The sequence below is a fragment of the Gemmiger sp. genome (genome assembly GCF_057431175.1).
Map to the genome: position 1 here is coordinate 42,091 of NZ_DBMDDV010000008.1, position 23,170 is coordinate 65,260.

The window sequence follows — 23,170 nt, forward strand, 5'->3', positions numbered from 1 at the left end:
TAAGTGCTGTACCGGCGTTTTTCAGTTCTCGGTGTCCTCGAGAATCGCCACGCACTTTTTCATAGAGGCGGCAAATTCCTCGTCGTTATTGTTCTGGAACAAAATCAAGTTATCTTTGTGCTGGGGGTCGGCCAGGTTTTCCGGGATGGCAAAATTACACTGCTTAATGTACTCGTCCCAATGGGTCAGCTTCCAGGTGTCGCGGTCGGAGTTGCGGTCGATCATCCGGTGGTGGACGACCTCGGGCGAGGTCTCGACCCAGATGACGGCCAGCGTCGCACCCTTCTCAGCCAGTTTGGCCTTCAGATTGGCTATGAACGCATTGTCGCGCACTTCTTGAGTGAACGGCGCGTTAATGAGTACGATATCGTCATAGTCCAGCGCCTCCATGGCCAGGGCCAGGACGCAGTCATACTCATAATCGCGGATGTTGGCCTGGAAAAACGCGCTGCTGCGGTCATACGGCTGCCCGGCTACCTTAAAAATCTGTTTGGACAAGACGATCAGCGTGTCCTTATCCAGGTAGACGATATGCTGCAATTCGTGAGCCAGCGCCTTGGCAACGTAGGTTTTGCCGCAGGCTGGCGGAGAGGTTACGAGGATCAGTTTTTTATCCATGGAGAACCCTTCTCTATACAAACGTTATACGCTTGGCGTATAAACGTATTGTACGACAAACATTTAACAATTTCAATAGGAAACGTTTCCAAAAAGGACAAACCTTGCAAAGTGTATCAAGAAAAGGGCGGGAGAATGAGGAGAACGAAAGTGTGAATATGGATTTTTGTGCGCGACATAGAGGATTCGCGCCACAGCCCTTATAACACAAAAACCGCGGCCAGGCACCGCGGTTTTACGTTTAATCTCTGCGCATTTTTCCGCGCAGCAGGTAATAGCCAGCCCAATCCAGCTTGCCGTACAGGGGTGAGCCGGTGCGCTTGGCCTCGGCCAGCGCCCAGATCAGGCGGGTGCTGTGCCAGCGGCAGGGAAGGTAGTAGGCCGAATAGGCTCCCTCAATTTTCATGCGTTCCAGCAAAGCGTGCATCCAGGGGCAGCGCAGCGCAGCGATGGCCTTATCCCGGCGCACGCGGGCACTCTTGGCCGGGTCACGGCGCAGGATGTCGGCGACGCCCTCGGCAAAAACGGTCAGCTCGGCACGGTGCAGGGGGCGCATATCCTCCTGTGGGCAGTGGGCGGCGTTGCAAGCACGGTTCAGCTTGGCAAAATGCTCGGGCCAAATCTTGCAGTAATCTGCGTGATATCGGGTCGAGAGTGTCCCGCCGCGGCTGCAATCGTAAAAAGTCAGCGGTGCGGTCAGGGCCGTATAGGCGAAATCCGGGGTGATTTTGCCCAAAAGTTCGACATAATCCAATACGAACTGTAAATCTTCACCCAAAGTATACTGTCTGTCAAACTGTACCTGCTGGGCATAGGCCGTGCGGTAGAGTTTATTCCAGGGCATCGCCAACAGGCAGTCCAGCCACAGCCGAGCCAGGCCGCTCTGGGGGCGGGTTTCGGCGGCGGCTGTTACCGGCGCAGTGTCGTTTTCATCGGTGGTGTAGTGCCAGCAGACGAAAGAATTCGGTGCGGCGTTCTGGGCGTCCAGGGCCGCCTGCAAAGCCCCGGGGCGCAGGGCATCGTCCGAGTCAAGAAAGACGATATACTCGCTGTCCGCTGCGGCCAGACCGCTGTTGCGCGCACCGGAAACGCCCAGGTCGTCCTGATGGATGACCGTCACGCGGGGGTCACGCGCGGCCCAGGCGTCGCACAGTTTGCCGCTGTCGTCAGGGCTGCCGTCGTCCACCAGGATGCAGGCCAGCCCGCCTGCCACGTCCTGGGAGACAACGCTCTCGACGCAGCGGTCCAGCGTAGCCATGGCCTTGTAGACCGGCACAATGACGGTGATGGTCGGCTTGCTCACTGGGCACCTCCGTTTTCAGTCATGTCGCGCACGATGCGCACAAATTCCGCATAGTAATGTTCTACCGAGAATGCCTTTGCGCGCTCGGCCCCGGCCGCGCCCATCTCGGCGCAGAGGGCCGGGTGCTCGTACAGCATACGGATACTCCACGCCAGCTGGTCGGCCACGGTGTCGCCGCGCTCGACAAGCACGGCCTGGCTGCCTTCCAGATACTCGGGCATACCGCCGCTGCGGGTGGCAAGCACCGGGCGGCCGCAGGCCATGGCCTCCACCGCCACAAGGCCTGCGGCTTCTTCCACCAGGGTGGGCACGCAGCATAGGTCGGCGAGGCGGTAATAGTCTGGTAAATCTTCATTAGGAATATAACCGGTGAACTGCACCCGGTCGCCCAGACTCTTGGCCTGCTGCTCCAATTTGCGTTGGAACACACTTTGCTGGGTGCGGGCAAAGAAGGGGCTGCCCACGATCAGCAGTTTGACGTGGGGCAGCGGCAGCGACGCGACGGCCTCCATCAATTTGTGGATGCCCTTGTCCGGGTCAAGGCGGCCGCAGTAAAGGACGATGAAATCCTCATCGGTAAAGCCCAGCTGGGCGCGCAGCGTTTTGGACGCCGGGCCGGGGTGAAAGCGGTTCGTATCAATGCAGTTATGCAGAATGTAGGCGCGCTGGTGGTCAATGCTGCTGGTGGAAAGGTACTCGCCGCGGATGAACTCGCTGATGGCCAGCACGCCGCCATAGATATCATCCATGACCGGGGTGCAGTTTGTTTGGCCGTGCAGGTGCGCCAGGCAGCGCCTGCGGCCATACATACGGCTGATGGCGCTGCATTGGGTCAGGTTGCCGCCCTCGCCGATAATCAGGTCGGGCGGGGGCAATTCCAGTGCGAGGGCAAGCTGAACTTTTTGATACCAGGGGTCATAGGGGGCGGCGATGCCGACGCACCGTTCCAGAAAGACCATTGGCCAGTAGCGGCGGTGCCCGCTGGGGCGCGGCACGTAAAGCATTTTGGTGTGCTGCCAGCCCTCGGCAGCGCGGCGGGCGACATCGTCGGGCACACTGGCGCACAAAAGCTCCAGCTGACCCTGTTTCTCGTTTTCACGGATCAAATGGGTCAGCAGGGTTTCCACCGCACCGCCCTGCACCGCAGGCACCGGCAGATCCGGCGGCGGTATCAGTAGCACGCGGGGACGCTTTTCTTTGTCGTGATTTCGTAACGCCAATGCAGGCTCCTTAGAAAGTGGATTTTGAACAGATATCGGCTGCGTGTAGGGGCCGGGTATGCCCGGCCCGCAGCTTTCCCGCAGGAAGGCAGTTCCCGGCAGGTTGAGGGCCGCGCGAACCTTACTTGATCGGGCACAAACTTTGTGCGCTCATCATGGCCCAGCGGGCGGCGCTGAGCTTTTCGGTCATCTTCATGTTGCGGCAGTTGGGCAGGTAGCTGATTAAGCCCTGCATCAGGAACTGCTCCTTGCTGATGGCCTTGACCAGCTCGGGCGTCGGGGCCTGACGCACCTTTGCGCAGAGGAACAGATACCGCCGCCAGCAGGCCGCATAGGCGGCATCCACGACCGTGCGGTCAGCGCGGTTCTCCACATAGAAGCGGTAACGGTCGGCCAGACCGTCCACGGCGTCGAAGGCTTCGGGTTTGATGTTGGTGCGGCAGATGCTGCCGTTGCGCAGGCGGTAATGGTAGAGCGGCTTGTCCACACAGACGACCTTATCGCAGCGCCAGAACAGGCGGTGTGCCACAAAATCATCCTCATGCAGGCGGCCTTCGGGGTAGTGCAGCAGCTTCCAGACCTCGGCGCGGTAGAGTTTGTTCCAGGCCACGGTGTAGACCGTGCCGTAGGGGGTGTAGAACTCATTCAGCAGATTCTTCCCGCAGAAAATACCCTCCTGCGTGGGGCGGGTAAAGTAGGCCGGGTCACAGCTCTTGCCGTCCTCCTGCACGTCCTCGACCGAGCAGAGGGACATATAGGCGTCGTGCTCCTCGCAGGCGTCGTACAGCGTCTGCAAAAAGCGCGGCAGTACGATATCGTCGGAGTCGACGAAGGAATAGTAGCGGCCCTTGGCGTTATCAATGCCCGCATTGCGCGCAGCGGACAGGCCCTGGTTCTCCTGGTGAATGACCCGCACGCGCTCGTCCCGGGCAGCATATTTATCGCAGATTTCGGCGCAGCCGTCGGTGGAGCCATCGTCGATGAGCAGCACCTCGATGGGCACATTGATCTTCTGGGCCAGGATGCTCTCGATGCACTCTTCCAGATACGGCTTGGTGTTGTAGATCGGCACGATCACGCTGATCGCAATATGTTCCATGGTTAGTTCCCCTTCCTCTTGTGCAGACGTCCCCAGGCCGCCGCCGCGCCGTAGGTCAGCGTGGGGCTTGCGCAGAAGGCTGCGGCCCGCAGCTTCTCGCCCAGCGGCAGATGCTTACTGGCTATGATATCCGGCAAAATGGCGTCCAGATGATTTTTGTGCGCCAAAAATTTAGGCTTCAGTTCGGGCAGGTTACCTGCCGCGTCGGATTGGCACCAGAACTGGTAAAAAATCTGCCAGTACCGCACAACGGCCCAGTCGTAGTATTCCTCGCGCCCCGGCCGGGCCGAGAAATACTGCAGCCATTCCCAGTACATCCGCAAGTCATCGATTTTGCGGGGCGGGAAGCCTGCCGTCGTGATCTGCCCGGCGCGGGTGCGGTAATGGTAGAGCACGTCGCCCAGGCAGTTGCAGCGCTCACCTTCAAAGACGCGGTGCAGCACACTGGCATCGTCGCCAAACAGCATCGTCTCATCGTAATGGATGCCTTTTTCCTTGAAGAGCCGCGCGTCAAACAGCTTGTTCCAGCTCAGCGGCCCATAGAAACTGCCGGTCTGGAATGCCTCCAGCAGCAGTTCCTGGGCGTCGCGCACGCCGGTCTGGCGGATCGTGACCATCCGGCCCTCGATCTTGCTGCCGTCGGCGTCGATGCAGTCCGCCGCACAGGCCGCCAGCCGCACGCCGGGGGCCTGTACTGCGTTATAAAGCGTCTCGAACATCGTCGGCTCGATGAGGTCGTCGGAATCCACGATGCCGATGTAGTCGCCCCGGACATTGTCCAGCCCGGTATTGCGGGCGTGGGCGGGGCCGCCGTTGGCCTGGTGGAATACCCGGATGCGGGTATCCTGCGCGGCCAGTGCGTCACAGACTTCCGCCGAGCCGTCGTGGCTGCCGTCGTCGACGAGCAGCAGCTCAAAATCGGTGAAGGTCTGCGCCAGGATGCTTTCCACTGCGGGGCGCAGATAAGGCCCTGTGTTGTACACCGTGGAGATTATGCTGATTTTGGGATGGTCAGACATAGGTACTTCCTTTTATAGTAACTGCCTTGTAGGGGCCGGGCATGCCCGGCCCGGTCGTGTAAGGCGAGCGAGCGTTTATGGGAAGGCGGAGGGCCGCATTCTATATGCGCCCGCATTACAGCAGCCGCTGTTTGATGAGCGTATACGCCGCCAATAACCCCGGCCAATTCCATGCCACACCAATACGGTACGGCACGGCCAGAATCTTGTTTGGGTCATTCCGCAGCCGCTCTTGCAGGGCGGCGCGGGCGTCATTGTCGGCCAGGATCTCGGCAAACAGTGCGCGGCGCCTTGCATATGGCAAATCCCCCCTGCAGCCAGTCAGCAAACCGTACTGGTTCAGGCAGGCCCGCAGACGGCTGGTGTGCTCGTAGGGCGCGGGGTCCAGGCCGCTTTTCCGCAGCAGGGCGGCCAGCGCCGGGCGGGTGATGCGCTCGGCGTCCAGCAAATCTCCCCGCAGGCGGCGGGACAGACTGCCAGACTCCGTATCATACTGCTTATAGTATACACCATGCAGGCAATAAATGGCAGAGGAAATTTGTAAAAATTGTATGTTAAATAAAACATCCTCATTGATTTGCAGCTGATCGTCAAACCGCAGGCCGCCCAGCGTGCGGCGGCGGAACAGCTTAGGATAGGGCGCAGCCAGCAGCCCGGTGTCAAACAGCAGGGGAGAGAGCGCCCCGCCCAGTGCGGCCAGGTCGGCGTATTCGCCCGCAGGCAGGTAGTCCGTGGGCTGGATATCACCTGTGGAAACCCGCGTCAGGCCGAACAAAATCATATCGGCGTCGGTGATTACGCCGTCCAACGCAGACCACAGCCCGGGCAGCAGCGCGTCGTCGGCATCCAAAAACAGCACCCATTCGCCGCTTGCCGCGTCCAGCCCGGTATTGCGGGCTGCGCCCGCGCCGCCGTTTTCGCGGTGCAGGGCCGTTATGCGTGGGTCTGCGGCGGTCAGCTCGTCACAAAGCGCCCCGGTGTCATCGGGGTTGCCGTCGTCCACCAGCAGGATCTCTATGTCGGAGGGAGCGTCTGTCAAGGCACTTGCTACGGCGCGGCGCAGCGTGGCCGCAGCCTTATAACAGGGGATGATGATGGAAACGTTACGGATGCTCACTTGTGTTCCTCGCGCAAAATAGTCTCGTAGATATGTATCAAATCATCGGCGTTGCGGGCGGCGTCGTGGGTCTGCAGCGCCCGGGCGCGGGCGGCCTGGCCCATGGCCGTGCCGCCGTCTGGGCTTTGCAGCACCCGCAGGATCGCGTTGGCCAGCGCTTTTTCATCCAGCGCGTCGCCGTACAGATAGCCCTCGCGGCCATCTTCCAGCATTGAGGAAATCCCTCCCACGGCGGCGGCCACGCAGGGCAGGCCCAGCAGCATGGCTTCGCCCAGGCTGTTGGGGCTGTTCTCGCAGCTGGACGGCAGCAGGAAAACGTCGGCCTCCAGATATGCCTGGCGCATGGCGGAGGCGTCCAGCGGGCCGGTGTAGCGGATGTGCCCCGCCACGCCCAGCTGCGCGGCCAGCCGCTTGCAGTAGAGTTTGTAAGGGAACATCCGGTCGATGACCGGGCGCAGCAGCGGGCCTTTGTCCAGCGGGGGCCAGCCCGCAATTTGCAGCTGGGCGTTGCCGTATTGGGCCAGCACGGCGGGCAGTGCCTTGATGACGGTGTGCAGATTTTTCAGCGGGTAGTTGCCTTGGGGCAGAAACAGCACCGGCGAGGCGGCAAACTCCCGCGCGTGCCAGAGCGTGCCGGTGTAAAACAGCGGGCGCAGTGTTTCGTTGCAGGGGTAGTAGCGGGCGCTCGGGGCCAGGACGGCGCAGGCGGCACGGTCGAAACCTGTGCGGCCGGTCACATGGCGGGCATCGTGCAGCAGAGCCGCTTCTTTTGCCGCCAGTGCGTCAAAATTTGCCTGCATATTGTCCAGCAGCTCCCCGGGCACGGCGCGGTCAATGGCGTGCCACACCGCGCCCGAATGGCGGTAGGCGTCGGGCACGCCGTCGCACAGGTGGGCGGCGCAGTCCCGCATGACACCCTGGATGCTGAACAGCACTGGCAGGTTTTGCGCCCGGGCGGCGTCGGCCATCACGGCGGCAGCATCGTACTCGGTGCCCCAAATGTGCACAAGGTCAAACGCCCCGGCCTGCAAAAGCGGCGCAAAGGCGGCGGCATCGGCCACGATGCGGTAGTCCACGCCGTCCGCTGCGCCGCTGGCATCGGCCTTGCCGACGCAGAGCACCGTCAGGTGCAGATCGGCGTGGGTGCGCAGTGCGGCCAGCTGGCCGGTCAGCCAGCTGCCGCTCACGTCGCTGGCCCTTGCCAGTCCGCACGCCACCGCCGCCTGCGGCAGCGTCGTTTTTACAAGCCAGAGAATGTGCATGGGGTGCTCCTTCTATAACCAAAATGATTGCCAGGCTAGGGGCGGGGCTCTGCTCCGCCCGGAAGCCTTTCGATGGTATCCCTTTTCCCGGAAAGCCTGTCACACGGCAAATGGGCACGGGCGGAGCAGAGCCCCGCCCCTACGGTTGCACTAGGGCGTTACTATCACATTCCCCGCAAAAACGCCTCCGCCACCTTTTCGGGCGTAAACTCTGGGTAGAGCTTCGCCACCTCGGCGAACGGCAGATGTTTTCCCTTTACATCATGCAGCCACTTGTCCAATTTTGCCACTACGCCAGGCGTCACGTCTTCCCCCGCGTGCAGCACCAGTGCCAGCGGGTAGCGGGCCAGGTAGGGCAGGGTAGGGTCACTCTCGCTCACGGCCAGGTGCAAGACCGGCTTGCCGGTGGCAAAATAGCCGAACAGCTTGCTCGGCATCTGATTGTCGTAGGCGTTGCCCAGGCTCACCAGAACATCCGCGCTGTTTTCCAGTGCGTCGGCGTCGGCGGGCGAGAGCATCCCCGGGCGCACAAATCTTGCGCCCATTTTGTCCGCCAGCTGGGCGGCATCGGCGGCGAACCGCTCCCAGCCGCCGCCTGCCATCGTCAGGGTCACGTCTGTGCCGGGCAGGGCGCTGAACAATGCCGCCGCAAAGTGCGGCTCCCGCAGTTCCGGGTACAAGCTGCCGCAGAAAACGCACCGCATATCGTCGTGTTCTTCCGCGCGGCACTCCCGCGGCAGCAGCGTCGGGAAGCCCAGCACATGGGTCTTTTCGCACCAGTTCGCCAGCGGGGCATCGTCGGCATAGTCGGGCACGGCCTGCGGCGTGATGAAGGTCCCATCCAGCGCGTCCAGCAGCCGACCCTCCCTTGCAAAGCCGCCCGGGGCCGTGTAGTCCCGGTTGCTGGCGTAGGGGTCTAGCTGCCATAGGTACTTTTTACCGCCGATGGACGCCTCCTCCAGCGCAAAGGCCGCGCGGTAGGGTGCACAGACAGCACAGACGACGTCATAGTGAAATTCAGCGTCCAGCCGCTCGATCTTCCGCTGCGTATCCACGGTGCGGCGGGGTCTTTTCAGCACCAGCTGGCGGAACGCTGCCGCCACAGCCGTGGGGTGGGCGGCCAGCCGGGCCAGCCGCAGCGGTACCGGCGTGCCGCCTCTGCGGCCGTTTTCCAGCGCCTCATTCATCAGGCGCTCGTCGGCAAAGGCCAGCAGATGCTGCACGACCCCTTCCGGCGGGGCAGGCGGGGTGTGCAGGCCGTCCCACAAGGTCAAAATATGTACGGAGTGGTCGCAGGCAACCAGCTGTTCCGCCAGTCGGAACCCCATCAGGGCGTTGGCGCTGGCGGCGTTCTCCACCCGGTCCAGTACAAATAAAATGCGCATTTATTGTCGGTCCTTCAAGAAATTTTTGCACGCCCACCGCCACAAACGCGGCGCGTGCAGCGTCAAAAATGCCGCAAGCTGTATGCTGCGCGGCAGCTGCGGGTTGCGGCCCAGCTGGGGGTCTTTTTCCCCGGCTGCAATCGCCACCTTTAGCTCACACAGCTGGGTACGGTAATCGTCGGCGTTGGCACGGCGTAAAATCATGCTGGCCAGGTAGACGAGCTTTTCATAATAAAAGGCGTTCACGCTCTCGCGCAGGGCGTCGGGGGCGGTTGCGCGTATCTCAGCAGCAGCGCGGCGCTGGTCGTCGATGCTCTGCGGCGGCAGGGCGCGGTGGCTGGCGCTGGCCGCGTGCTGGCGGTAGTGGTAGCCTGCAAAATCGCAGTAGGCACACCCTGGTGCTGCCAAAAATGCACGCCAGTTCGCCAATAAATCTTCATTGTAGGCCAGGCCGTTGTCCAGCATTTCCTCAGTCAGCAAATCGGCCGAGAACAGCTTGTTCCACAGGCCGTAGTCCACGGCGTGGTCATGCAGCAGCGCGTCCAGATGCGCGGGGCTGCGCAGAACCTTACAGTTGGACGGTACGGAAGAATTTGCCGGTGCAGCGTCGGTAAATGTGTCATAGCGGCAGCAGGCCAGCGGCAGGCCGCTGTTGGTCACGGCGGCGTACAGCGTAGCCAGCAGTTCCGGGTGATACAGATCGTCCGCGTCGCAAAAGGCATACCACCGTGCGCCCAGTTCTTGGGCGCGGCGCAGTCCGACTGTACGGGCCGCGCAGACACCGCTGTTGGGCTGGTGCATGGCCACAAACCGCTGGTCGCCCGCCGCAATGGCATCGCACAGGGCGGGGGAACCGTCCGTGGAGCCGTCGTCCACCAAAATGCACCGAAAGGCGTCAAATTTTTGTGCGGCAATGGCATCGGTGCAGGCGGTCAAAAACGCCGCCGCGTTATGTACCGGCACAATGACTGCAATCTCGCAGGGCTTCATTTCGTCACCTCGGCATAGCGGCGCAGGTAAAATTGTTGCAGCACTTGGGCGCTGGTGTGGATATCATACCCAGCCTTCACGGCCTTTTCCCGCGCCTGCGGGTCACGGCGGAAAGATGCCGCCGCGATTGTATTTGTCCAGGCGGAAACATCGTTCAGCGGCAAAAATTTCACCCGGTCGGTAAAGGCCGCGCCCGCGTCCACCGTGTCAGACACAAAGCAGGGCAGGCCCGCGGTCTGGGCTTCCACCAGCACGACAGGGAGCCCCTCAAACAGGCTGGGCAGCATAAAGGCGTCCATAGCATCATAAAAACTTTGCATATTGCTTCGCACACCGGCAAAAATCACGCTGTCGCCCAGGCCCAGCTCGGCGGCCAGATTTTGCATTTTTTCCACGTAGGCAGGTTCACCGCCGCCCAGCAGCACCAGCCGCGCCTTGGGCAGACGTGTACGCACTGCGGCAAAAATTTTCAGCAGTCCGGGGTGGTTTTTCTGGGCCGAAAACCGCCCCACGTGGCCGAACAAAATCTCCTGGTCGGTCACGCCCAGTTCGCCCCGCAAAAGAGCGCGGCGCTGGGCATCGCGGGCGGCAAATCGCGCCGTGTCAATACCGTTGGGTACTACGGTAAACGGCGCTTTGCCGTACAGCATCTGCCCGGCTTTCTCGCTGCAGGCGAAGCGGTCGGTCAGGCCAAAGCGGAAAAAGCTGCTCATGACGCGGTCCAGCTGGCCCACCAGGTTCGGCTCATAGGCAGTGTTGTGGCTGTGGCCGCACCGTACCGGGATGCCCGCCCGCTTGGCCACAGGGTTATAAAACATCCCAAACCCGCTGTAATGGCCGTGGATGATGCGCCACTCCGGGTGGGCGGCAAACAGGGTGCGCAGCGCGCGCAGGTAGCGTGGGATGTTATTGTCCTGCCGTACGGTCAACTTGTAAATGCGGCCGCCCAGGGCACGTATCTCATCGTCAAAAAAGCACGGCTTATCGTAATGGTAGAGGAAATCAAACTGGACCTTTTCGCGGTCGATGGTGCGGTATACGTTCATGACGAACGTCTCCATGCCGCCGGCGTCCATGGCGGGCATGATCTGCAAAACACGGATAGGCGGCATCACTCAGCCTCCAGTCGGGTGCGGCAGTCCTTGAGCGCGGCCTGTGCGGCGGCGTCCAGCTGCGGGTAGGTATGGCTGCACTGCTGCAAAGCGTCCAGCACAATTTCACTGACCAGATAGCGGGTGTACCACTTGCGGTCGGCGGGCAGAGCATACCAGGGGCTTTCCGGCGTGGCGGTGGCGTCGATGACGTCCGCGTATACGTCCAGGTATTCGTCAAAATGCGCCCGCTCGGCCAGATCGCTGGACGAGAATTTCCAGTTCTTGGCCGGGTTGTCGATGCGCTCCAAAAACCGCTTTTTCTGCTCTTTCTTGGAGATGTTGAGGAAAATTTTCACAATGCGGTAGCTGTTGTCGAAAAGATACTCCTCATAATTTCTGATCTGGCGGTAGCGCTTTTTAAAAAATGCCTTTTTGCTCTCGCCCAGCACGCGGTCGGCCATCTGGTAAGTCTTTTGCAGGTCGTGTACCTGCACTACGAGCACATCCTCATAATAGCTGCGGTTGAAGATGGCGATGGTCCCGCGCGGGGGCAGCGCTTTGTTGACGCGCCAGAGGAAGTCGTGCTTCAATTCCTCGCTGTTGGGCTGTTTAAAGCTCGTGACCTGCACGCCCTGGGGGTTCAGCCCGGACATAACGTGTTTGACCGTGCCGTCCTTGCCTGCGGCGTCCAGCGCCTGCAAAACAATGATAAGCCCTTCGCGCCCATCGGCGTAAAAGGCGTCCTGCAAAGCGGCCATTTTTTGCAGATTCTCGGCCGTTTTGGCTATAATTTCGTCCTTGTCAGGCGCGTCGTCCTTGCCATCGCAGGACAGTGCGCGCAGATCACAGGCGCGGGAGCCGTCAAAGCGGTATTTATCGGCTTTCATGGGCAGAACCTCCCCCAAAATATAGATATAAATAGTATACCCGGTTTTGACGGATTGTGCAACCTTGGCAGCAAGAAAAAAAGGCCGGGCATTAAGCATAGGGGAGTAGAAACGCGAAACCCGGAAAGGAAAACAAGATGGGAAAACAGAGCCATTTGAAAAAGGCTTTCCCCGCGGGGAAAGCCTTTACAAGTGCGTTACTTCTTTTTCTTCTCGCTCTCGGCGCATTTGTTATGGCAGCCGGCGCAGTTGCCGCCGCAGCCGCCCTGCCAGCCGCCGTTCTGGCAGATAAACAGGATCGCCAGCGCCAGCAAAACAAAAATAATTACAACAACAATGACACTTGCCATGTAGGATACCTCGATTTATTGTATTGCGTTACACAAAACCTATTAAACTGCCTACACAGTGTACCACAAATGCCACGCCCCATGCAATAGCACATTGCATCAAAACTACCCCGGCAGCAGCCTTAGCACCGCCCAGCTCACGCTTGACAGCCGCAATGGCGGCCACACAGGGCGTATACAGCAAGGTAAATACCAGGAATACGATTGCCGTGAACGGCGTAAACAGCGTAGCCAGCGCAGTGGTATCGCCGCCCAGCAGCACAGTCAGGGTGGAAACAACGCTTTCTTTTGCGGTAAAACCGGTGATAAGCGCCGTAGAAACACGCCAGTCGCCAAAGCCGAGCGGTTTAAAAATGGGGGCAATAAAGCTGCCGATGCCCGCCAGCAGGCTGGCGTCCGGGGTGGCGGCTACATTGAGCCGTGCATCAAATGTTTGCAGGAACCAGATAAGCACCGTGGCAACAAAAATAATGGTGAATGCCTTTTGCAAAAAGTCTCGGGCTTTCTCCCAAATCAACTGGCCGACACTGCGTGCAGAGGGAAAACGGTAGTTGGGCAGCTCCATGACAAAGGGGACCGGCTCACCTTTGTATTTGGTGAATTTTAACAGGATGGCGTACAAAATTCCGCACACAATGCCGGTCAGGTACAGCCCGATCATGACAAGGGCCCGGTACTGCCGCGGGAAAAACGCCGTTGTGAACAGCGCATAGATGGGCAACTTGGCCGAACAACTCATGAACGGTGTGAGTAGAATCGTCATTTTGCGGTCGCGGTCACTGGATAATGTGCGGGTCGCCATGATGGCCGGTACAGAACAGCCAAAGCCAATCAGCATGGGAACAAAGCTGCGGCCGGAAAGGCCGATACGGCGCAGCAGTTGATCCATAACGAAGGCAACGCGGGCCATGTAGCCGGTGTCCTCCAGAATCGAAAGGAAGAAGAACAGTGTGACAATAACCGGCAAGAAGCTCAGCACACTGCCTACACCGGCAAACACGCCGTCAATGACAAGGCTATGTACGACCGGGTTGATGCCGTAGGCGGTCAGCGCGCGGTCAGTCAAATTTGTCACGGCATCGATGCCCAGGGTCAAAAGGTCGGATAAACCTGCACCGATCACACCGAAGGTCAGCCAGAACACCAGCGCCATAATGCCGATAAAGCATGGCAAAGCCGTATATTTGCCGGTAAGTATCTTGTCGATTGCTACGCTGCGCTTGTGCTCGCGGCTTTCGCCGGGGCGCACAACGGTTCTTTCGCACAGACGTTCAATGAAGTTGAACCGCATATCGGCCAGGGCGGCCTCACGATCCAGCCCGGTTTCACTTTCCAGCTCGGCAATCGTGTGGCCCAGCAGTTCCTTCTCGTTCTCATCCAGATCCAGCGCTTTTTCAATCAGCGGATCGCCTTCCACAAGTTTGGTCGCGGCAAAGCGCACAGGCAGGCCCGCGCGGGCGGCGTGATCTTCAATCAAATGGTTCACAGCATGGATACAGCGATGCACCGCGCCGCCCTTGCCGTCGCCAGCATCGCAAAAGTCGATGCGGCCGGGCGTCTCGCGGTGGCGGGCCACATGCAAGGCGTGTTCGACCAGCTCGTCGATACCCTCGTTTTTGGCGGCAGAGATGGGCACGACCGGAACGCCGAGCAGTTCCTCCAGCTCGTTGACCATGACCGTGCCGCCATTGGCGCGGACTTCGTCCATCATATTTAGCGCCAGCACCAGCGGGATATTCAGCTCCATCAGCTGCATGGTCAGGTACAGGTTCCGCTCGATGTTTGACGCATCTACGATGTTAATGATGCCATCCGGGTGCGTGTTCAGCAAAAAATCGCGCGTGACGATCTCCTCGCTGGAATAAGGCGACAGGGAATAGATACCCGGCAGATCGGTGACGGTGGCCTCACTGTGGCCGCGGATAACGCCGTCCTTGCGGTCCACCGTCACACCGGGAAAGTTGCCGACGTGCTGGTTGGAGCCGGTAAGCTGGTTGAAAAGTGTCGTTTTACCGCAGTTCTGGTTGCCGGCCAGGGCAAAGCGCAGCGGGCGGCCCTTGGCAATCTCCGAACCATTCTTGCGGTCATGATAGCTGGGGGCCTTGCGCAGTTCGCCTACACCTGGGTGGGGGACAGGGGTGTGCCGCTGCTCACTGCGGGCGGCGCGATCCGTTTCGTGGATATTTTCCACTTCAATTTTCGCGGCATCTGCCAGGCGCAGGGTCAGCTCATACCCACGCAGCTCCACCTCGATAGGGTCGCCCATCGGTGCGACCTTGCGCAAGGTCACTTCGGTGCCGGGGGTCAGCCCCATATCCAACAGGTGATGACGCAGTTCGCCCTGCCCGCCAATCGTGCGCAGCACAGCATCCTGCCCAACTTTTAGTTCTGCCAGTGTCATTTTACAATCCTCTTTTGTCTAAAAGTTTGGCTCTTCTAACTTTGCAGATACAGTGTAGCACACACAGGGGCCGGATGCAAGAAAAATATCAAAAAAGCGGTAAGCCGCCGCAGTTTCAGTGATTGTGCACCGGGATGAAATGTGATATACTTTGCGGGTATTATTAAGGAGTGCTGTCTATGGAATTCACCGTCCGCGCGGCAACAACCGCCGAGTTGCCGGAACTGATGCAGTTATACACAAACGCCCGGGCCTTCATGCAGACCCACGGCAACCCCACCCAATGGCACGCAGGCTACCCCGGTGAAGCCCGCCTGGCCGCTGAAATCGAGCGAGGCGTCTGCCATGTGGTGATGGGGGAGGAGACCATTCAGGCGGTGTTCTGCCTGATACCCGGCGACGACCCCACCTACCATCACATCGAGGACGGTGCCTGGCCCGAGGATGTACCCTACGCGACGATCCATCGTCTGGCGTCGGCGGGGCACGTGGGCGGCATCGGGCGCTTGTGCGTGCAGTGGTGTTTACAGCAGGGCCTGCCGGTACGCGCCGATACCCACGCCGACAACACCTATATGCAGCACACGCTGAAAGCCTGCGGCTTTGTGCGCTGCGGGACAATTTACACCGAGGACGGCACGCCAAGGTGGGCGTACTACCATTACGCAATATAAACAACAGCGCCCCGCATTCCCGGTATAGGGAATGCGGGGCGTTGCTGTGCTAAAAGGCTTCACCCTGGGGGGAAGCTGCCCGCAAAGCGGGCTGATGAGGGGCAAGTTTGCCATGCCACCCTACAAAGCGAAACTTACGGCAAGGCCCCCCTCATCCGGCCTGCGGCCACCTTCCCCCAAAGGGGGAAGGCTTTTTCGCTACATTTTATTTACCGTCCAAACACGGAACTTAACCCGCTGAACAGATTCACGATGCTCTGCACCTGGGATTGCAGACTGTTCACGGTGTCCATCAGGGCAGGTAGCTGGGTCAGGGCGTTGTTCAGCGCATCCACGTCGATTTTTTTCAACTGGTCGGTGATTTCCGGAAGGTCCTGCATCATGGCGTCCAGCTCGCTCTGGTCCAGCGTGGCAAGGCTCGTGTTCACCGTGTCGGCCAGGTCGTTGACGCGGCTGCAGGCGTCCATGACGTTGTTGTAGGCAATATTCATCCGCCAGCCGAAAAACGCCAGCGCCGCCAGAATCACGACCACCAGCACGACGCTTAAAATCATCCGTTTGCGCTGGTTGGCGATAATGCCGCGGTTCTGCCGGTCTTGCAGCTCCAGCTGGGCCTCAATGCGGTTCAGCTGGGCTTTCAGGTCGGCGGCATCCAGCTTGCCGTCACGGTTTTCATCGTTGGAGCGCGTCAAATCGTCCACGCGGGCTTTCAGCTGCTCATCCATTTTGGCGTTTACGTTTTCCATGTGGGGGCCTCCTTTTTGGGGTGCTGTGGTGTGGGGGCCGGTCGTGCCCGGCCCGCGGCTGTATCGGCAGATGCTGCTTACGGGTAAGTTGAGGACCGGACATATCCGACCCTTACGGCTGGCAGTTATTTATTTCTCGTATCCACCATCTCGAACCAGAACGTTGACCCTTTCCCGACGGCGCTGTTGACACCGAAGGCGAAGCCGTGCTGCTGCAGGATGGCTTTGGTGATGGACAGGCCCAGGCCGGTGCCGGTGCGGCCGCTGTCCTGCCGGGCGCGGTAGTAGCGGTCAAAAATGTAGGGTAAATCCTCTGGCGGGATGCCGGGGCCATGGTCCTCAATTTCAATGCGGCAGCCCTTTTCCTGCGGGATGGCCCGCAGCACCACGACGCCGTCCGCGCCAATGTGGTGGAACGCATTGCCCAGCAGGTTGTGCAGCACCCGCTCCATCATAGCGGGGTCAGCGCTCACCGGGCAGGCGTCGTCGGCCTGCAAGTCGAGCTTCCAGTGATTTTTGTCGCACAGTGCATCGTAGCGGCCCGCCACTTCAAAGCAAAGCTCGCTCATGTCAAAGTCAACAAGGTTTGGCTTTTCCGCGCCGCTCTGCACTTTGCTCAGTTCCATCACGCTGTTTACCAGCGTCGAGAGGCGATCCGTCTCATCGACAATAATGTTGCATTGCTCAGTGCGCTTGGCATCGTCACTGCCGGTCAGGTCGCGCACCGTCTCGGCGTAACCCTTTATCAGGGTCAGCGGCGTGCGCAGGTCGTGGCTGACGTTGGCGAGAATGTCCTTTTCCAGCTGGGCGCTGCGCTTGACCTCGGTGGCCATATAGTTGAAATCCTCGGCCAGACGTCCGATCTCGTCGTGGTGCTCCACCTTGATGGCGACGTCATAGTTGCCCGCTGCGATCTCCTGTGCGCCGTTGGACAGCTTGCGGATGGGGTTGGTGAACCAACGGCTGAACAGCATGGCAAACAGCAGGTCAAGCACCAGCAGAAGCAGCGCCACAGGGCCCAGGATCGACCGCAGCACCTCGGCGGCGGTGGTGATCTGTGCCAGACTTGTGGAGACGATGACGCCGTACTGGCCGTCTGCCGAGAGCCGCCCCACGCACATCTGCATGGTGGAACCGACCTTCACGATCTGGTACAGCTCACCGTTCTGGAACAGCTTTTGCCGCAGCTGAATGGCTACATGGGTGTCCACATTGTAGCCGAACGCGCCGTCGAATGCACCGGTGCTCTCGTGCAGCAGGCAGGGGTACATACTCTCGTAGGCTTTCAGGCAGCGCAGCGTTGTGTCGGAAAAATCAACGCAGCAGCTGTCCACATTGATTTTTTTGTCCTGGAACGTCTCGCTGACGCCGTCCCAGAAATCCTCGTTCAGCGTCAGGCCCAGATAGCTTCTGTTGGAGATCGCGCTGTCCGACTGGTCGATCAGCGCCGTGATGGCCGCCGCTTTGGCGTCCAGCTTATTGCGGATATTGCGGTTGTACTGCGGTGCCAGCGCGTAGGTGATGATGCCCCACACCAGCAGCAGCGTAAACAGCGTAATGCCGCCGATAAACAGCATCAGCTGCCAGCGGATGCTTAATGCAAAGGGCTTTTTAGGTGTGTTGGGTTTTCTCATAGCGTATCCGGGTCGAATTTGTACCCGATGCCCCATACGGTGGTGATGTATTTGCGGCAGGGGCCAAGGTGGCTGCGCAGCATTTTGACGTGGGTGTCCACGGTGCGGTCCTCGCCGTAATAGTCGTAGTTCCAGACCTTTTGCAAAATCTTCTCGCGGCTCAGGGCAATGCCCTTGTTGCTGACGAGGAACACCAGCAGGTCAAACTCCTTGGGGGTCAGCGGGGCCTCCTGCCCGGCCACTTTCACGCTGTGGCTGGCCGTGTCGATGTGCAGGTCGCCAAAGGTGTAGCTGCCGGAGTCCTCGGCCGGTTTGGGCATCGTGCGGGCCAGCACGGCCTTGACGCGGGCCACCAGCTCCCGCGGGGAAAAGGGCTTGACAACGTAATCGTCGGCACCGCTTTCCAGGCCGGCCAGCTTGTCGTACTCCTCACTGCGGGCGGTCAGCATGATGACCGGGGTCATGATCTTGCGGGTGCGCATCTCCCGCAGGCAGGTCATGCCGTCCATAAACGGCATCATAATGTCCAAAATCACCAGGTCAATGCCGCCTTGGCTCAACGCACTGAGGGCAGCGGTACCGTCACCGGCTTCCTCGCAGGTGAAACCGGCATATTGCAGATGCTCACGGATGAGGTCACGGATACGCGGCTCATCGTCAACGATCAGAATTTTTGCCATGGGAAAAGACCTCCTTGCTGCTTTCTCCATTTCTATTTTACCACAATACAACGCAAGAGTGGAAGAATTGTGAAAAAATCGAAAAAAATTTACAAAAGTGTGATAGAATAGGAATATGAAATCCCGAAATGCAGGCGCGGTGCTGGTTTGCCTTTGGCGATGCCGAGGATCACTACAAATACCGTGCCGTCGTCATGCAGGCTTACCCGGCCGGGCGGTTCCCGGTGTTTGCGGGGCATAACTATATGCAGTACCAGATACGCGACCCGCGGGGCTTTGCGGCCATGCTGGACAGCATTATACAATATGACACCATGCCGGACCTGCCGATGGTGCGGCGCGAAAAATCGTAAAATCTGCAAACGGCGGTTGCATTTTGCCGCGCGGCGCGGTACAATGACGGCAGGAGAGTGACTACTTATGAAAATCCTGTTTTGCATTGTGTTGATTTTGGTGCTGCTGGTGCTGTTCGCCGTCTGGCCGAATAAGCGCCGGGATGCCCTGCGTGCGCCGTTTGTGGGGCATAACTGTGCCCACCGCGGCTACTTTGGCAAGGATCAGCGCCCGCCGGAAAACAGCCTGCCCGCCTTTGCCGCCGCCGCGCAGAATGGCTACGGCATCGAGCTGGATGTGCAGTTTACGTCGGACCGGCGGCTGGTGGTGTTCCACGATGACACGCTGGACCGCATGACCCCGGCCAAAGGCTTCGTACATGATATGGATTGGGCTGACTTCTCGGCACAGCCGCTGGCGGGCAGCAACGAGCACCCACCGCTGTTTGCCGATATGCTGCGCACTGTGGCCGAAACAAACCCCGACACGCCGTTGATCGTGGAGATCAAGAGCCGCGCCGAGTACAGCAAGACCTACCTGGAAGAGCTTTGCCGCGCCACGATCGCCGAGCTGAAAGCCTACCCCGGTCCCTACTGCATCGAGAGCTTTGACCCCCGCGTCGTGGGCATTGTGCGGCGGCAAGCCCCGGATATCCTGCGCGGCCAGCTGGCCGACAGCTACCAGAGCTACCGCAAGGATGGGACGCACGCCGTTCCGGCGTTTGCGTTCTCCCACCTGTTCGGCAACTTTCTGGGGCGGCCGGATTTCATCGCCTGGTGCCCTGCCAAGCGCAACTGGGCCGTGAAGCTCAATGCGGCCTTGGGCGCTATGATGGTCATGTGGACGGCCCTGCCCGAGCATGACACCGCCAAGCTGGAAGCGGAGAACGACGCCGTTATCTTCCAGTGGTACGCGCCAAAGCAGACATACCGGGAGTAACCGCTGTGCCGTAGGGGCGCATTCCATAGGCGCCCGCAATTCATGCACGATAACCGCATAAACGCCGCAGCCCCCGCATACATTGCATTGACAATGTGTGAGGGGGCTGCGTTTATGTTTTTATTTACTGTTACCAAACCGGGTCTGCGGCAGGCCGGGGCGCTGGCCCTGTGCGCGGTGTGCCTGTGCGGCACGGTGGCTGCGGCGGTGCATTTTACCGGCGGGGCGGTCACGGTGTCGGCTGCGGCGGTGCCGGGCATCGAGACGACCCAGGACATCGGCACCTACTTTACCGGCTACGGCTTTGACACCGACCTTGCCAGTGCCGCCGTGGACAAAGTGAAGATTCCCAAAAAGTGGGACGACAGTTTCACGGCGTTCAACCAGATCGTACAGGAAAGCGGCCTGGATCTGGCCGACTACAAGGGTAAAACGGTGGAAAAGTGGACGGTGCTCTGCCCGCAGCTTTCCACCGGCGACCACGACACTTACTGCGTGCTGCTGGTCTACAAGGCCAAGGCCGTGGGGGCTTACCTGCTGCAAAAGCCGTCGGGTGAAGTGACGGGCCTTGTCACCGCCGCCAAAGCCAGCGCCGACGCCGCGTTGGAGGAAGGGGAGACCGTGGAAATTTCAGCAGATGCGTTCCCGGAGGATTAAACAAAAAGCCTTCCCCCATCGGGGGAAGGTGGCCGAGCAAAGCGAGGCCGGATGAGGGGCGCGTTCGTCTTGCTACCTATTTAGAGGGCAATATTGGCAATGCCGCCCCCCATCAGTCCGTTTCGCGGACAGATTCTCCCGCGGGAAAAAGCCTTTTACTCATCTTCAAACATCCACTTATCCCTCGGCAGTGCGAACACCGCACCGCACAACAGCAGCACGGCAGGGTCGCTGGTCAGGTGGATGACCTGGCTCTCCATGTAGCCGTAGGCCAGCATCGTGACCAGGCACGCCACGGCCTGCCACGCGCCGCGCCGGGCGTAGCCGTACAAGGCCGCCATCATCAGTGCGCAGACCAGAACGACCATGACCGGGCCGGTCAGGTAGAGCAGATACACAAAAATATTGTCCAGCGCGGGCCATTCCTGTAAGAATTGGCCCGCAATTTTTATGTCGAACATCCGGTAGGCCGCCCATGCCAGCGAAATGCGGCAGGTCAGCAGATCGTCGAGCTTTTTCAGCCAGCCGGGGCCGATATCGTTCGCCCACGGCCCGATTTTTACGACGAACAGCGGCAGAATATAGCTGACCGCCGCCAGCAGCGGCACCAGCGCCGCACAGCCGCCAGCCGCCAGCCGCCCGACCGGGCGCGGGCCTTTGCGGGTGTACAGCTTGGCAAGCGCCAGCAGCAACACCAATAAACACGTACACAGCGCTGACGAGCGGCTCTTGGGCGCTACCATCAAAAACACGCCCACGGCGGCCAGACCGCCCAGCTCAGCCCAGGTCAGCCGGGCACGGCGCAGCAGCACCCAGGCCAGCAGCAGGCCGAGCACCACCCCGCCGAAGGTGTTGGGGTGGCCGTACCCGAACATGAGCCGGTAACTGCCGTCGCGCTCACTGGCGGCGTTGGGTGCAATGATGCCCGCAAAGTGCAGCACCTGCACTAGTGCCAGCGTGGGCACGCCGCTGGCCAAAAACGCTTTCATCACACGGCGCAGCGGCACATCCTTGGCGGCCAGCAGCGCCATGCACAGGCCCAGCCACCAGATGTTCTGGCCGTTGAAATAGACCCACCGCGCCACAAAATACAGCATACCGGAGCACAAAATGCTGCGGCCATTGTACTTTGTACCCAGTAAAATTTTTGCCCCGAAGCACAGGTAGATGACCCAGTCCAGCACCGGGGAGACCCTCGTTTGCAGCCAGGGCCAGTTCTCCCGCGCCATGCTGTTGTTGAATACGACAAGGAACTCGTACACCATCACGCCAAGCAAAAACGCCCATGCACCGTATTTTTGGCGCAAATCGCCGCCGCGCGGGGTGAACAGCAACCGCTCGTCATGCCACCAGCTGGCAGGGGACAAGCGCCGCCGCACCACCGGGGCAAAATCTATCACAGCCGCCGCCAGCAAAAGCAGCAGCAGCCCATTTGCAAAACCAAACAAAAGGGGATACCTCCTAATGTAGAACTAAACTTATTATAAACATTTCCCCCACGGTTTGACAACCCTTTTCCAGAATGTTATTCTTATACTGTATTATTATTAGTGGGAGGATGCCCCTATGAATGCTGAACAGTACCGCGCCGTTATCGGGTGGTTCAACGCCAGACCCGTCGCTAAAATGGCGCTGCGTGTCGTCAGCCGCGGCGCGGTGGCGCTGGTCTACCTGGGTTATCTCGGTATGCTGGCCTGGCTGGTCTGGCATCGCATGGGGCAGTTCTGGCCCGCGCTCGTCGTACCGGCGGCGGCGTTCCTGGTTGGGACGCTGGTGCGCAAGGCCATTGACCGCCCGCGCCCCTACACAGCGTTGGGGTTCACGCCGCTTTTCCCCAAGGATAAGGCCGGGCAGAGTATGCCCAGCCGCCACTGCTTCTCGGCAGCGGCCATCGCCGGGGCAGCGTGGTACGTGTTTCAGCCCTGGGGGCTGGCACTGGCCGTGCTGGCGGTGGTCATTGCGGTCTGCCGCGTCGTGACCGGGGTACACTATGTCAGCGACGCGCTGGCGGGCCTGGCCTTCGGCACAGTGTTTTCCGTACTGGGCTGGAACGCCTTTGTACTTGCGGCGTCTGCCCTGGGGTTCTACGCCATTATGCTTTTGTAAAAGGAACGTAATTATGAAAAAACTTGCTGCGGCCGCTTTGGCCGCTGTGACTGCGCTGGCCCTGACCGGGTGCAGCTTTCAGGATGTGATGCTCTACCTTTACGGCGGCGACAGCTTTGTGAAAAGCGACGAGCCGGACTATGCACAGTGCGACGGCGGCAACGGCGTGACCGTTGTCTACGACCAGAACCAGTGGGAACAGCCGGTCATGGCGCAGGACGACACCCTGTCCCTGACGTCGGGCAATCAGCTGAGCTACACGGTGGTGCTGCTGCAAAAGACCGACATCTACACGGACTTTCTGACTCAGTCCGGCCAGGAACTGGAAGAAACCACCGGCACGGTCAAGTATGATTTTGGTTTTACTGTGCCCGATGCCGCTGTGGAGGCTGTGCGCTACGACTGCGGCAGCTATCAGACGATTTTTGCGCAGATCGACTACGACTGCGGTGAGACGGTCTATGTGACCGCCGCCGCCCGCACCAGCGACTATGAGCCGATTCTGGACCTTTTGCAGGATGTCTGGCCCACCGGCCATGCACCCGAAAACGCCCACATCGCCGATACCACGACCAACGCCGTGACCGAGGAGGACGTGAACGGCGGGAGAAGCAAGAGTTTGGCGTAAAGGCAAAGCGACAAAGCCCGCGAAAAAA

Annotated in this window: 23 protein-coding genes; 6 read left to right on the top strand and 17 right to left on the bottom strand. The window is 60.0% G+C overall.

Translation table 11 applies throughout. The annotated features are described in order from the left end of the window. Window positions 1–21: 21 nt before the first annotated feature. The 13 genes from ACZO0A_RS04830 to feoB form a co-directional block, all read right to left on the bottom strand. Window positions 22–618, bottom strand: coding sequence for a P-loop nucleotide/nucleoside kinase family protein (locus ACZO0A_RS04830; protein ID WP_486846119.1), 597 nt, complete (start codon window positions 616–618; stop codon window positions 22–24). 241 nt (window positions 619–859) lie between these two features. Beyond that, window positions 860–1,921, bottom strand: coding sequence for a glycosyltransferase family 2 protein (locus ACZO0A_RS04835; protein ID WP_302376948.1), 1,062 nt, complete (start codon window positions 1,919–1,921; stop codon window positions 860–862). Then, window positions 1,918–3,141, bottom strand: coding sequence for a glycosyltransferase family 4 protein (locus ACZO0A_RS04840; protein ID WP_302376946.1), 1,224 nt, complete (start codon window positions 3,139–3,141; stop codon window positions 1,918–1,920). Before ACZO0A_RS04840 ends, ACZO0A_RS04835 begins: the two co-directional genes overlap by 4 nt. Before the next feature lie 121 nt (window positions 3,142–3,262). Then, window positions 3,263–4,240, bottom strand: a complete 978-nt coding sequence (locus ACZO0A_RS04845) for a glycosyltransferase family 2 protein (RefSeq protein ID WP_291209840.1) — start codon at window positions 4,238–4,240, stop codon at window positions 3,263–3,265. A gap of 2 nt (window positions 4,241–4,242) precedes the next feature. Next, entirely contained in the window at window positions 4,243–5,259 is a 1,017-nt protein-coding gene (locus tag ACZO0A_RS04850; protein ID WP_291209842.1) for a glycosyltransferase family 2 protein, read from the bottom strand. A gap of 115 nt (window positions 5,260–5,374) precedes the next feature. After that, on the bottom strand, window positions 5,375–6,376 hold the full coding sequence (locus ACZO0A_RS04855; RefSeq protein WP_291231496.1) for a glycosyltransferase family 2 protein: 1,002 nt from the start codon (window positions 6,374–6,376) through the stop codon (window positions 5,375–5,377). Beyond that, complete coding sequence (locus tag ACZO0A_RS04860; RefSeq protein WP_302376944.1) at window positions 6,373–7,638, bottom strand: glycosyltransferase family 4 protein; 1,266 nt, start codon at window positions 7,636–7,638, stop codon at window positions 6,373–6,375. Before ACZO0A_RS04860 ends, ACZO0A_RS04855 begins: the two co-directional genes overlap by 4 nt. A 164-nt stretch (window positions 7,639–7,802) precedes the next feature. After that, the gene (locus ACZO0A_RS04865) at window positions 7,803–9,023 is read right to left on the bottom strand and encodes a glycosyltransferase family protein (RefSeq protein WP_302376942.1); all 1,221 of its coding nucleotides are present in this window, start codon (window positions 9,021–9,023) and stop codon (window positions 7,803–7,805) included. Beyond that, the gene (locus tag ACZO0A_RS04870; protein WP_302376940.1) at window positions 9,024–10,013 is read right to left on the bottom strand and encodes a glycosyltransferase family 2 protein; all 990 of its coding nucleotides are present in this window, start codon (window positions 10,011–10,013) and stop codon (window positions 9,024–9,026) included. It abuts the gene before it with no gap. Beyond that, on the bottom strand, window positions 10,010–11,125 hold the full coding sequence (locus ACZO0A_RS04875) for a glycosyltransferase family 1 protein (RefSeq protein ID WP_302492871.1): 1,116 nt from the start codon (window positions 11,123–11,125) through the stop codon (window positions 10,010–10,012). Before ACZO0A_RS04875 ends, ACZO0A_RS04870 begins: the two co-directional genes overlap by 4 nt. After that, on the bottom strand, window positions 11,125–11,994 hold the full coding sequence (locus ACZO0A_RS04880) for a PPK2 family polyphosphate kinase (RefSeq protein ID WP_302376937.1): 870 nt from the start codon (window positions 11,992–11,994) through the stop codon (window positions 11,125–11,127). The genes ACZO0A_RS04875 and ACZO0A_RS04880 overlap by 1 nt, the downstream gene beginning before the upstream one ends. 197 nt (window positions 11,995–12,191) lie before the next feature. Next, the gene (locus ACZO0A_RS04885; protein WP_215691313.1) at window positions 12,192–12,344 is read right to left on the bottom strand and encodes a FeoB-associated Cys-rich membrane protein; all 153 of its coding nucleotides are present in this window, start codon (window positions 12,342–12,344) and stop codon (window positions 12,192–12,194) included. Window positions 12,345–12,372: 28 nt separating this feature from the next. Beyond that, on the bottom strand, window positions 12,373–14,745 hold the full coding sequence (gene feoB / locus ACZO0A_RS04890; protein WP_302376934.1) for a ferrous iron transport protein B: 2,373 nt from the start codon (window positions 14,743–14,745) through the stop codon (window positions 12,373–12,375). 179 nt (window positions 14,746–14,924) lie between these two features. On the opposite strand from feoB, the gene ACZO0A_RS04895 reads away from it, so the two are divergent. Further along, complete coding sequence (locus ACZO0A_RS04895) at window positions 14,925–15,419, top strand: N-acetyltransferase (RefSeq protein ID WP_302376933.1); 495 nt, start codon at window positions 14,925–14,927, stop codon at window positions 15,417–15,419. A 209-nt stretch (window positions 15,420–15,628) separates the two neighbouring features. Here the strand turns inward: ACZO0A_RS04895 and ACZO0A_RS04900 are convergent, their stop codons facing one another. The 3 genes from ACZO0A_RS04900 to ACZO0A_RS04910 form a co-directional block, all read right to left on the bottom strand. Continuing rightward, window positions 15,629–16,165: a hypothetical protein gene (locus ACZO0A_RS04900; protein ID WP_215691317.1), complete on the bottom strand. Its 537-nt coding sequence runs from the start codon at window positions 16,163–16,165 to the stop codon at window positions 15,629–15,631. A gap of 125 nt (window positions 16,166–16,290) precedes the next feature. Further along, the gene (locus ACZO0A_RS04905; protein ID WP_215691319.1) at window positions 16,291–17,799 is read right to left on the bottom strand and encodes a sensor histidine kinase; all 1,509 of its coding nucleotides are present in this window, start codon (window positions 17,797–17,799) and stop codon (window positions 16,291–16,293) included. After that, window positions 17,796–18,479, bottom strand: coding sequence for a response regulator transcription factor (locus tag ACZO0A_RS04910; RefSeq protein ID WP_215691321.1), 684 nt, complete (start codon window positions 18,477–18,479; stop codon window positions 17,796–17,798). Before ACZO0A_RS04910 ends, ACZO0A_RS04905 begins: the two co-directional genes overlap by 4 nt. 128 nt (window positions 18,480–18,607) lie before the next feature. Here ACZO0A_RS04910 and ACZO0A_RS04915 point away from each other — a divergent pair, with 128 nt between their 5' ends. The 3 genes from ACZO0A_RS04915 (at window position 18,608) to ACZO0A_RS04925 (ending at window position 20,408) form a co-directional block, all read left to right on the top strand. Further along, window positions 18,608–18,832, top strand: a complete 225-nt coding sequence (locus ACZO0A_RS04915; RefSeq protein WP_302376931.1) for a hypothetical protein — start codon at window positions 18,608–18,610, stop codon at window positions 18,830–18,832. A 67-nt stretch (window positions 18,833–18,899) separates the two neighbouring features. Continuing rightward, window positions 18,900–19,751: a glycerophosphodiester phosphodiesterase family protein gene (locus tag ACZO0A_RS04920; RefSeq protein WP_486846124.1), complete on the top strand. Its 852-nt coding sequence runs from the start codon at window positions 18,900–18,902 to the stop codon at window positions 19,749–19,751. Window positions 19,752–19,865: 114 nt separating this feature from the next. Next, window positions 19,866–20,408 (top strand): DUF4830 domain-containing protein, encoded by a 543-nt coding sequence (locus ACZO0A_RS04925; RefSeq protein WP_215691327.1) that lies wholly within the window; start codon window positions 19,866–19,868, stop codon window positions 20,406–20,408. Window positions 20,409–20,563: 155 nt separating this feature from the next. Here the strand turns inward: ACZO0A_RS04925 and ACZO0A_RS04930 are convergent, their stop codons facing one another. Then, window positions 20,564–21,856, bottom strand: coding sequence for a hypothetical protein (locus ACZO0A_RS04930; RefSeq protein ID WP_302376926.1), 1,293 nt, complete (start codon window positions 21,854–21,856; stop codon window positions 20,564–20,566). Between the two features lie 118 nt (window positions 21,857–21,974). Between ACZO0A_RS04930 and ACZO0A_RS04935 the strand changes: the two genes are divergently transcribed. Together ACZO0A_RS04935 and ACZO0A_RS04940 are read left to right on the top strand one after the other, a co-directional pair. Continuing rightward, complete coding sequence (locus ACZO0A_RS04935) at window positions 21,975–22,514, top strand: phosphatase PAP2 family protein (protein WP_302376924.1); 540 nt, start codon at window positions 21,975–21,977, stop codon at window positions 22,512–22,514. 13 nt (window positions 22,515–22,527) lie between these two features. Further along, window positions 22,528–23,142, top strand: coding sequence for a hypothetical protein (locus tag ACZO0A_RS04940; protein WP_302376922.1), 615 nt, complete (start codon window positions 22,528–22,530; stop codon window positions 23,140–23,142). The last annotated feature ends 28 nt before the right edge of the window (window positions 23,143–23,170 follow it).